Origin of the sequence: Dysosmobacter sp. (assembly GCF_034093755.1) — a bacterium.
GTDB lineage: Bacteria > Bacillota > Clostridia > Oscillospirales > Oscillospiraceae > Oscillibacter.
The window spans coordinates 54,866-61,858 of record NZ_JAXEBZ010000070.1; the positions used below are offsets into that span (position 1 = coordinate 54,866).

At 63.5% G+C, this 6,993-nt stretch carries 5 protein-coding genes; 4 read left to right on the top strand and 1 reads right to left on the bottom strand.

The window, feature by feature from the left end; all coding sequences use genetic code 11:
• Positions 1-5 precede the first annotated feature (5 nt).
• The 4 genes from SOX55_RS09455 to SOX55_RS09470 all read left to right on the top strand — a co-directional run bounded on the left by SOX55_RS09455 (position 6) and on the right by SOX55_RS09470 (position 5,205).
• A complete protein-coding gene (locus SOX55_RS09455) occupies positions 6-998 on the top strand; it encodes an alpha-ketoacid dehydrogenase subunit beta (protein WP_325287198.1) in 993 nt (330 codons plus the stop codon).
• Entirely contained in the window at positions 991-2,253 is a 1,263-nt protein-coding gene (locus tag SOX55_RS09460; RefSeq protein ID WP_325287199.1) for a dihydrolipoamide acetyltransferase family protein, read from the top strand. Before SOX55_RS09455 ends, SOX55_RS09460 begins: the two co-directional genes overlap by 8 nt.
• A gap of 79 nt (positions 2,254-2,332) precedes the next feature.
• A complete protein-coding gene (locus tag SOX55_RS09465) occupies positions 2,333-3,250 on the top strand; it encodes an AEC family transporter (RefSeq protein ID WP_325287200.1) in 918 nt (305 codons plus the stop codon).
• Positions 3,251-3,330: 80 nt separating this feature from the next.
• Positions 3,331-5,205, top strand: a complete 1,875-nt coding sequence (locus tag SOX55_RS09470) for a sigma 54-interacting transcriptional regulator (RefSeq protein ID WP_325287201.1) — start codon at positions 3,331-3,333, stop codon at positions 5,203-5,205.
• Between the two features lie 320 nt (positions 5,206-5,525).
• Here SOX55_RS09470 and SOX55_RS09475 read toward each other — a convergent pair whose 3' ends face one another.
• A complete protein-coding gene (locus tag SOX55_RS09475) occupies positions 5,526-6,704 on the bottom strand; it encodes a VWA domain-containing protein (protein WP_325287202.1) in 1,179 nt (392 codons plus the stop codon).
• Positions 6,705-6,993 lie beyond the last annotated feature (289 nt).

Below are 6,993 nucleotides of genomic sequence, written 5' to 3' on the forward strand. Positions count from 1 at the left end.
TGGCCGTGAAACGAATCATGTATCGGGAGGCCATTGCCTCCGCCCTGGCGGAAGAAATGCGCCGGGATGAAAAAGTGTTTGTCATGGGTGAGGACGTGGCCATCATCGGCGGCGTGTACAAGGCCACCCGGGGACTGCTGGAGGAATTCGGCCCCGCCCGGGTCCGGAACACCCCCCTGTCGGAGCTGGCCATTGCCGGTGTGGCCACCGGCGCCGCCATGTGCGGTGCCCGGCCGGTGGCGGAGATCATGCACATTGACTTTGTGGGCTGCGGATTTGACATTATGCTGAACCAGATGTCCAAGATGTGCTACAAAACCAACGGAAGGCTCCACGTGCCCCTGGTGCTGCGGACCCAGGAGGGCCGGGGCCACTCCAACGGCTGCACCCAGTCCCAGAGCCTGGAGGCTCTGTTCACCCACATTCCGGGCCTGAAGGTTGTGCTGCCCTCCACCCCCTACGACGCCAAGGGCCTGCTGAAAACCGCCATCCGGGACAACAACCCCGTCATCTTCATTGAGCACAAGGGCCTGTATCAGACCCGGGGCGAGGTGCCCGAGGAGGAGTATCTCATCCCCCTGGGGAAGGCGGACGTGAAGCGCTACGGAAAGGACGTCACCTTCATCACCTACTCCAAAACCGTCCTCACCGCCCTGGAGGCCGCCAAGGAGCTGGAGGCCCAGGGCATCGACGCCGAGGTGCTGGACCTGCGGTCCCTGGTGCCCCTGGACTTTGACGCCATCGCGGAGTCCGTGCGGAAGACCGGCCGGGTCATCATCACCCACGAGGCCTGCGAGCGGGGCGGCTACGGCGCCGAAATCGCCGCCGAAATCGCCGACCGGCTGTTCGACGAGCTGGACGCCCCCATTCTCCGGGTCTGCGGCGCCAACATCCCGGTGCCCAACGCCACGCTGCCGGAGCAGGAGTCCGCCCCCACCGTGGAAAAGCTGGTGCAGGCGGCCCGAAACATTTGCCAGGGAGGGAACCACAATGGCTGAGTTTTTCAAAATTCCGAAGCTCGGTATGGACATGGAGGAAGGTTCTATTGTAAAATGGTTAAAGTCTGAGGGCGATTCCGTCGAAAAAGGCGAGCCTCTGGCCGAGGTGGAAACCGACAAATCCTCGGTGGAAGTGGAGTCTCCCGCCAGCGGCGTCGTCCTGAAGCTGTACTGTGAAGAGGGGGTTGTTCTGCCCTGCGGCACGCCGGCGGCCTTCATCGGCGCCCCCGGCGACGCCATTCCCGACGTCTCCGCCCAGTCCGGCCAGTCCGACCAGCCTGCCCCGGCGGCCCAGCCCGCTCCGGCGGCGGCTGCCCCGGCAGCGCCCGCACCCGTACCGGCCCCTGTAGTCCCGGCTGCGCCTGCGGTCCCCCTGCCCCCGGTCACCGCCTCCGTCACCCCCGGCGGACGGCTGCGGGCAACGCCCCGTGCCCGCCGTCTGGCGGAAAAGAACCAGGTGGACCTCCGTGCCGTGGCCGGCAGCGGCCCCGCCGGCCGCATCGTTGAGGCGGACGTCCGGGCGTATCTCGCCCGGGGCGGCGCGGCCCGTCCGGCGCGCCGGATCCGCTCCGAAACCGTGCAGCCCCTCACCGGCGTCCGGAAGATCACCGCCCGGAGAATGCGCCAGAGCCTCAGCGAAACCGCCCAGACCAACCACCGGGTGGACGTGGACGTGTCCAACCTGCTGGCCTTCCGCAAACAGGTCAACGCCCGGCTGGAGAGCCAGGGCGTCAAGGTCTCCATTGTGGATATTCTGGCGGCGGCCTGCGCCAGAACCCTGATGGAGTTCCCGGAGGCCAACGCCGCCCTGCAGGCGGACGGTCTCCATGTGCGGAATTATGTCAACATCGGCATCGCCGCCGACACCCCCCGGGGGCTGGTGGTGCCGGTGATTCAGGACGCCGACACCCTGAGCCTGCCGGATCTGGCCCGCCGCAGCCGCGCCCTCATTGAGAAGGCCCGCACCGGCGCCCTGCTGCCGGACGACATGAGCGGCGGCACCTTCACCATCTCCAACCTGGGCATGTATGAGCTGGATTCCTTCACCGCGGTTCTGAACCCGCCGGAGACCTGCATTCTGGCGGTGGGCCGCATTGCCGACCGGGTGGTGGCGGAAAACGGACAGGCCGTCATCCGTCCCATGATGAATCTCTGCCTCACCTACGATCACCAGGTTCTGGACGGCGCCCCCGCCGCCCGGATGCTGCAAACCATCAAGCACTATATCGAAAACCCGGTGTGGCTCCTCCTGTAAGGACCAGCCGGCAGGCGGGCTGTCCGGGAAACCGGCGCCCGCCTCCCCGGGCGTTCCGGAGGAAAGAGGAAATACTGTTATGCGCGATGTCTACTACAAAACCCTGATCATGATTGTCATTATCTGCCTGGGGCAGCTGTGCCTCCGGGTAGGCGTGTTCCAGAAGAGCGACGCCAAAACCATTTCAAAAATCATCATGAACATCACTCTCCCCTGCGTAGTGGTGAAAAACATCAACGGCGTTACCCTGGACCTGGACATTCTGACAGCCGTCATCATCGGCATCGCCGCCAACTGCTTTTTCTTCGCCCAGACCTTTGTCTTTTCCAGGGCGGATGACCCGGAGGACCGCCTGGTGAAGGTGTTCTCCTTCTCCTCGTTCAACATCGGCAATTACGTCATCCCCCTGCTCAGCGACTTCATCTCCCCCCACGCCCTGGCCGGCGTGCTGGCCTACAACTACCCCGGCACCGCCATGTTCACCTACGGATTTCCACCCGTGGTGGCCAGCATGGCCGTGGGTGCCAAGGACGCCGGCAGCCCCTGGGTGCGGCTGAAGAACACCCTGCTCCACAACGTCACCCTGCTGACCTGCGTGTTCATGCTGACGCTGTCCCTTATGGGGCTGGCATTGCCGGCTCCGGTGGTGGGCATCTGCACCTCCATCAGCAACGCCAACTCCACGCTGGCCATGCTGTCCATCGGAATCCTGCTGGACCTGCATTTCCCCAAGGGGGAATTTCTCTATTACCTGCGGATTGTGGCGGTGCGGTTCAGCTGCGCCGTGATCTGCGCCACGGCCATTTATTTTCTGGCGCCGGTGTCCGATGAGCTTCGCCGGGCCCTGATGCTGACGGTGTTCGCCCCCATTGCCAGCAGCAATCCCATTCTGGCCCTCCACTGCGGCTACACCGGCAGCCGGGTGGCGGTGGTGAACTCCATGTATCTGCTGGTGAGCATCGTCTCCATGTCCGTTCTCACACTGCTGCTGTACTGACGAAAGCCGTGTCCCGGCCCTGCCGGGACACGGATGCTTTCTTCCTGCCCCGCGGAAACTGTGAATCAAGGAGAAACCCCATGAACAAAATCGCCGTCCTCTGGCCCAATCAGATCCCCAACCACGGAAAAATCCTGACGCCCGGCGTGTACATTTACGAGAACGTGGGCGTTCTGAACTCCCCGGCCATCGCGTCCCGGCTGGAGCAGGAGGGATTCCAGGCCATTGTCTGCACCGGCGGCATTGAAGACGCCGTCAAGCAGGTGACCGGCCTGCCCATGTACGTGGTGACCTCCGGCTACATCGACATTCTGGAGTCCTTCCGCCGGCTGGAAAACGAATACGGCATCATCGGCAAGCGGGTGGCGCTGCTGGTCCACGAGAACAACTCCATCCAGCTTTCCCGGATTCAGCCCTTCCTGCGGAACACCATCCGGAAGTTCACCTTCTCCGACCAGAAGAGCGTGTGGGAGGTGCAGAAGCGGATTGTCTCCAGCGGGTATGACGCCATCATGACCGGCCCCACCGGCCTGGCCGTGGCCCGGGAGAGCCGCATTGAAATCCCCGCCTACTCCCTCATCTACAGCGAGGAGTCCTTCCTGGACGCCGTGGAGCAGATGAACCGCATTCTGGACATGAGCCGCAAGGAGGTACTGCGCTCCAAGCAGGTACAGGCCGCCATTGACGCCTCGCCCTACGCCATTGTGGCCACCGACGAGGCCGGCAATATCACCCTGTGCAACCAGAAGGCGGTGTCCATTGTTTCCGGCAGCCTGGAGAGCATCATGAACCGGCCGGTGACCACCGTTTTCAAGGACACCTCCTGGCACCAGGTGTACGCCGAGGGCGTGGTGCAGCAGGAGGTGCTGATGAAAATCGGCAATACCGACTATTTCTCCACCCGGATTCCCATCATCCAGAACAACCAGATCATCGGCTCCGTGGGCACGCTGCAGGAGGTGGAGCAGATCCGCACCATGGAGAGCAAGTTCCGCTCCCTGCAGGCCCGGGGCCTCACCGCCAAGTACCAGTTTGACAACATCCTCTACAAGAGCCCCCGGATGCGTCAGGTGGTGGAGCAGGCCAAAATCTACGCGGAGACCAATCTCACCGTTCTCATCGAGGGCGAAACCGGCACCGGCAAGGAGATGATCGCCCAGTCCATCCACAACGCCAGCTACCGCCGCAACGGCCCCTTCGTGGCCATCAACTGCGCCGCCCTGGCGGAGTCCCTGCTGGAGAGCGAGCTGATGGGCTACGAGGAGGGCGCCTTCACCGGCGCCAAAAAGGGCGGCAAAATCGGCCTTTTTGAGCTGGCCCACAACGGAACCCTGTTTCTGGACGAAATCAACCAGCTGCCCCCGCTGCTGCAGAGCAAGCTGCTGCGGGTTATTCAGGAGCGCACCATTATGCGCATCGGCGGCAGCCGCATGATTCCGGTGAACGTGCGGATCATCGCCGCCTCCAACGAGAGCCTGAAGAAAAAGGTCCGGGCCGGCCTCTTCCGCAGCGACCTCTACTACCGGATCAACATCCTGTACCTCCGGCTCCCCGCCCTGCGGGACCGGAAGGAGGACATCAACCTGCTGATTGAGAAATTCGCCCGGGAAAAGGGCGCCGGGGAGTCCATGATCCGCAGCCTCTGCCAGGAGGTGTCCGGCTATGACTGGCCCGGCAACATCCGGGAGCTGGAGAACTATGTGTGGCGCAGCACGGTGCTGAACCGGAAGGGCATTTCCCTGGACAGCGACGCCCTGCAGGAGTACATGCCGGATGACGGGGACATGGGAGAGGAGGACGCGGACAGCAGCGCCATCCGCCTCCACATCGACACCCTGGCCCGCATGGAAAAGGAGATCGTCACCAAGGTGGTGCGGCGGATGAACGGCAACCAGTCCCAGGCCGCCAAGGTGCTGGGCGTCAGCCGGAACACCATCAGCAGCAAACTGCGGTAAGCCCGCCGCCCCGGGGAGGGCTTCGGGCAAACAGAGAGGGCGGAAGCAAAACGCTTCCGCCCTCTCTGTTTGTTAAAAAGCCTCGCAGAGTTCGCACCCGCAGGTGCGAAAAAATGAAATCTGTTTTTTCCGGCGGCGTGTACGGCGGGAAAAACACTTCTCGGCCCGCAAGTGTGCGAGCTGTCCGCTGAAAGCGGACAGCTCGTGCGCACAGTGGGCCGCAGCCCCTCTCGAAAAAGTGGATTTTCCACTTTTTCGAAAGTTTCAGAGGGCGGCAGCGATACGCTTCCGCCCTCTGTTTGATTCCGTTTTCCGCCCTCTCAGCGACGGTGGATATCCATCAGCTTCCGCATGCCCTGGTTCAGCCCCTCCACGCTGAGCCGGTACATGGGCAGGTGTCTGCGCAGCGTGTCAAAGGACTGGGCCAGATACCCGCCCTCCTCCGGCGGCGTCTGGGGATAAAACCACACCAGCCGGGGATACCGCTCCTTCAGCTGCAGCAGCCGCTCCAGCCCGGACAGGGAAATGCCCGGGGTGATCAGCTCATCCAGGTCCATCTCCCCGTCCCCCACCAGAATCACCCGGTAATCCGGCGGGAGATTCTGCAGAATCCACTGGGTTTTCACGGCGGTGCGCCGGTCCAGGGTGGGCGTGGTATAGACCTCGCTGTAGACGCAGTTGTGGAAGTAATAGATTTTCAGGTCCTTGAACCGGCTGTCCTTGCTGACGGCCCGGAACAGCATGCCGCAAAGCTGACTGTAAGGCTCCATGGACCCGCCGGAGTCGATGAGGAGCAGCAGCTTCACCTGGTTTTTCCGGGGACGGCGGTACTCCACCCGCAGCATTCCCCCCTGACTGCAGGTGCTGCGGATGGTGGCGTCCACGTCCAGCTCCGTCTCCGCCAGGTCCGAATCCCGGGCGTACTGGCGCAGCGTCCGCAGGGCCAGCTGAAACTGCCGGGGCTCCAGCGTCACGTCCGTCCGCCAGTCCCGGTAGTTCCGTGCTCCCGCCTGCTGCCAGGCGGAGCGGTACTCCGAACGGCCTCCCACCCGGATGCCGCCGGGGCGCTGTCCTCCGCTGCCGAAGGCGGTGACGCCGCCGGTGCCGATCCAGACCCGGCCGCCGTTGTGCTCCTGCTTCTGCTCCCGCAGCCGCTGGGCAAAGGTCTCCCGCACCTCCTCCCGGGACATGCCGTTGCCCTCCGCCAGGGTGGAGAAGTCCGCCGTGCGCTTCGGCCGCTTCAGCCACTCCAGCAGCTCCCGGTTCAGCTCCTCCCGCCCGGCGGGGTCCGCCATCCGGCGGAACACCTCTTGAAACACCTGGTCAAACAGGTCGTATTTCGACTCGTCCTTCACCAGCGTCATGCGGCACAGCCAGTAGAAGCCGGAAAACGTGGAGCCGTGAAGCCCCGCTTCCAGGCCCGCCATCAGCGTCAGCCACTCTTCGGGCGACGCCGGGATTCCGGCGGCCCGCAGTCCGTAAAACAGTTCCAGAAACATTGCGCACGCTCCCTTTTCATCCCGTTGTCCGGGCTGTGGTTTTCGGGGGTTCGGGGCAAATTCTCCCGGAAACGCGAAAGCTTGGCGCCCGGAACGGACGCCAAGTTTTCGCGTTTGGGAAGAGAAGGGGTATGATAGAAGATTGTGAATTATTCCTCGTCCATGCCGGGCTTGCAGAAGTCACCGAACAGCTCCTCCAGGGAGGGCATGTCCTCGGGAATGGGACGGGCCACCCAGGTGGTGTTCATGTAGTGCTTCAGAGCAATGTTCTCGGAGACGATGTTGCCGC